The sequence below is a fragment of the Longimicrobium sp. genome (assembly GCF_036280135.1).
In the GTDB taxonomy this organism is placed as follows: Bacteria; Gemmatimonadota; Gemmatimonadetes; order Longimicrobiales; family Longimicrobiaceae; genus Longimicrobium.
In genome coordinates this window covers 1-3,465 of record NZ_DASURI010000134.1, presented here as the reverse complement: position 1 = coordinate 3,465, position 3,465 = coordinate 1, and the positions used below count along the sequence as shown (strand labels likewise).

Sequence of the window (3,465 nt, the reverse complement as noted above, 5' to 3'; positions counted from 1 at the left end):
GGCGGCACTCCGTTCCGGGAGTGCCGCCGCGCTTCCGTTTACGCCGTGAACGGTCCGCATCCGCCCCGCCGCCGTTCAGAGTCCGCCCGGGTGCGCATCCAACCCGTTGCCGTGCATCGGCTTGGAACAATGCGGAGAAGTTCCGGCACGGCATCGGGATCCCCCTCTCGCGCGTCCGGGAGCACGGTGTTACTGTAGGAATGGGAGGTGTGGAGGAGGGGGGACAGCGCGCCGGGCGGGACGGCCCGCGCCGGCCCGGACGCGGACTCAGATCTGTACCCAGAAGAGGAGAGGCATCATGAGGAAGCCGGTCAGCAAGCACGCGCTGCGCAGGGCCCTGGAGCAGGCTCGTGACGAAGGCATGCTCGCCTGGGACGAGCCCACGGGCGCCGTGGTGGACCGCGTGTGGCACCAGATCGCCCGCGAGGCGCTGGACGGCAAGCCGCGCACGGGCCAGGCCCGCGCCGCGGACGGCCGCCGCCGCGTCACGGCCCCGGCCCCCGCGGCCGCCTGAGCCGCCCCTCGCGTCCCCGTGACGCCGATCATCCCGTGAGGGAAGCCGATTTCCCATCCACCGCGAGCCCCGGCCCCGGCCGGGGCTCGCTGCGTGCCGAGCTCCTCTTCAACCTCACCTTCCTGGCCCTGGCCGCGGGGCTGCTGGCCGGCACCACGGTGGTCGTCGCCCAGCGCGTGCGCCCCGGCAACCAGTGGCTGCTGGGCGCCCTGCTGCTGATGGACGTGGTCATCTACGTCCTGCTGGCCAACTCGCTCATCGTCCGCCTGGTGCTGCGCCCCGTGCGCGCCGCCGTGGAGACGGCCCAGGCCGTGGCCGAGGGCGACTACGCCCGCCGCGCGCCCCAGGCCGAGAGCCGCGAGATGGCGGCGCTCTCCGGCGCCCTCAACCGCATGACGGACCAGCTGCTGGAGAACCAGGAAAAGCTGGCCCACAACGTCCAGTCCCTCGACGAGACCAACCGCCGCCTGCTGGCCACGACGCGCGACCTGGTGGAGGCGGAGAAGCTGGCCTCCATCGGCCGGCTGGCGGCGGGCGTGGCGCACGAGATCGGCAACCCGCTGGGGGCGCTGCTGGGCTACGCGGCCGTCCTGCGCCGCCGCGGGGCGGACCCCGAGTTGGCGGACGGCGTGGAGGGCGAGGCCCGGCGCATCGACCGCATCGTCCGGGGGCTGCTGGACTACGCCCGGCCCGCGCCGCCGGAGCGCGAGCCCGTGGACGTGAACGCCGCCGCCCGCGCCGCCGTGAACCTGCTGCGCGTGCAGGGCGTCATGCGCGACGTGGACGTCCAGCTGCAACTGGCCGACGGCCTTCCGCCCGTGCTGGGCTCGCCGCACCTGCTGGAGCAGGCGTTCGTGAACCTGGTGGACAACGCGCGGCAGGCCATGGGCGGCCGCGGGTCCATCACCGTCTCCACGCGTCTGGAGCGCTACCAGGCCCCCGGCAGCGCGCTTCCCGTGCGCCGGGCCGACGACCCGCCGGGCATCAGCTACGCGCACCTGCGGCGGCAGACGGTGACCAGCGTGCGCGACCCGCACCGCATCGAGCCGGGGACGGAAACCATCCGCGTGACCGTGGCCGACACGGGCCCGGGGATCCCCGAGGAGAACATCGACAAGGTGTTCGACCCGTTCTTCACCACGCGGGCGCCGGGCGAGGGCACGGGGCTGGGCCTTGCCATCGTCGCGAGCACCGTGGCAGACTTCGGCGGGCGCATCGAGGCGTCCTCGGGGGCCGGCGGCGGCGCCGTCTTCACCCTTTCCCTCCCCACCCGGCGGCCGAGTTGAGCGACAGGCGCGTACTGGTCATCGACGACGAGGCGGGGCTGCGGCACACCCTGCTGCTCATCCTGCGCGACGAGGGCTACCAGGTGGCCACGGCCGAGGACGGCGAGGCGGGGCTGCGCCTGGCCCTGGCCGACGCGCCCGCCCTGGTCCTGTGCGACGTGCGGATGCCGCGCCTGGGGGGGCTGGAGTTCCTGGAGCGCTACCAGGAGGCGGGCGGCACGGCCCTCGTCATCATGATGAGCGCGTACGGCACCCTGGACGCGGCCGTGGAGGCCATGCGCCGCGGCGCGTACGACTACATCAGCAAGCCGTTCAACGCCGACGAGGTCATCCTCACCCTGCGCAAGGCCGAGGAGCGCGAGCAGCTGCGCCGCGAGGTGGCGCTCCTTCGCCGGCAGGTGGGCCAGGTGCAGGGGTTCGAGGGCGTCGTGGGCGAGAGCGCCGCCATGCGCGAGGTGATGGACCTGGCGGCGCGCGTGGCCCCGTTCCCCTCCACCGTGCTGCTGACGGGCGAGAGCGGCAGCGGCAAGGAGGCCGTCGCCCGCGCCGTGCACCGCGCGTCGCCGCGGGCGGGCAAGGCGTTCGTGGCCGTCAACTGCGGCGCCATCCCCGAGAACCTGCTGGAAAGCGAGCTCTTTGGCCACGAGCGGGGCGCGTTCACGGGCGCGGACCGCGCGCGCGAGGGGCTGTTCGAGGAGGCGGACGGCGGCACGCTCTTCCTGGACGAGATCGGCGAGCTGAGCCTGCCCCTGCAGGTCAAGCTGCTGCGCGTGCTGCAGGAGCGGGCGATCCGCCGGGTGGGCGGGACGGGCGAGCGGGCCGTGGACGTGCGCGTGCTCGCGGCCACGGCGCGCGACCTGGTGGACGAGGTGCGCGAGGGCCGGTTTCGCGAGGACCTGTTCTACCGCATCAACGTCGTGCAGATCACCGTGCCGCCCCTGCGCACGCGGCCCGAGGACGTGCCGCCCCTGGCCGAGCACTTCCTGGCCCTGCACGCGCGGCGGCTGGGGGTAGAGGCGCCGGGGCTGCCGCGCGAGCTGGTGCCCGTGCTGGCCGCGTACACGTGGCCGGGCAACGTGCGCGAGCTGGAGAACGTGATCGAGCGGGCGCTGGTGCTCAGCGGCGGCCGCGTGGGCGTGGAGCACCTGCCGCCGCACGTGCGCACGGGCCGCCACCCGTTCCAGGTGCCGGACGACGATGGCGACCTGAGCGTCAAGCGCCGGCTTCCCGCGCTGGAAAAATCGCTCATCGTGCGGGCGCTGGAGCGTTCGCGGGGCAACCGGACGAAGGCGGCGGAGCTGCTGGACCTGTCCGTGCGCGCGCTGTCGTACAAGATCCACGACTACGGCCTGGAGTGAGTGCGTGAGTGCGTGAGTGGGGCGGTTACTCTCGCACTTTCGCACTGCCGTTCAGGGCGTGCCCCTCCGCTGCGCTCCGGGTCGGGCTGCGCGCGCCGTAGGCAACGATACGACTGTTGCCAACGGCGCCGAGCCCGCGGAGGGGCGGGACACGGTACGGCTGTGGCCCGCCCCTCCGCGTTCTCGGCCCTCCGGGCGCGCATCCCTCACGCGACGACAACTGCAACGGCTCCGGACCGCCGTCTTCGCGCAGAATGAGAATGTTTCTACCACGGGCGAGGGGGCCCCCCCCCCCCCCCCCCCGCCC

Annotated in this window: 3 protein-coding genes; all 3 read left to right on the top strand. The window is 73.9% G+C overall.

Annotation, left to right across the window (positions count from 1 at the left end):
• Nucleotides 1–298: 298 nt before the first annotated feature.
• The 3 genes from VFZ20_RS04115 to VFZ20_RS04105 are packed head-to-tail and all read left to right on the top strand — an operon-like array spanning nucleotide 299 to nucleotide 3,158.
• Nucleotides 299–514, top strand: coding sequence for a hypothetical protein (locus VFZ20_RS04115; RefSeq protein ID WP_329682561.1), 216 nt, complete (start codon nucleotides 299–301; stop codon nucleotides 512–514).
• 35 nt (nucleotides 515–549) lie between these two features.
• A complete protein-coding gene (locus VFZ20_RS04110) occupies nucleotides 550–1,800 on the top strand; it encodes a sensor histidine kinase (protein ID WP_329682560.1) in 1,251 nt (416 codons plus the stop codon).
• A complete protein-coding gene (locus tag VFZ20_RS04105; RefSeq protein WP_329682559.1) occupies nucleotides 1,797–3,158 on the top strand; it encodes a sigma-54 dependent transcriptional regulator in 1,362 nt (453 codons plus the stop codon). The genes VFZ20_RS04110 and VFZ20_RS04105 overlap by 4 nt, the downstream gene beginning before the upstream one ends.
• The last annotated feature ends 307 nt before the right edge of the window (nucleotides 3,159–3,465 follow it).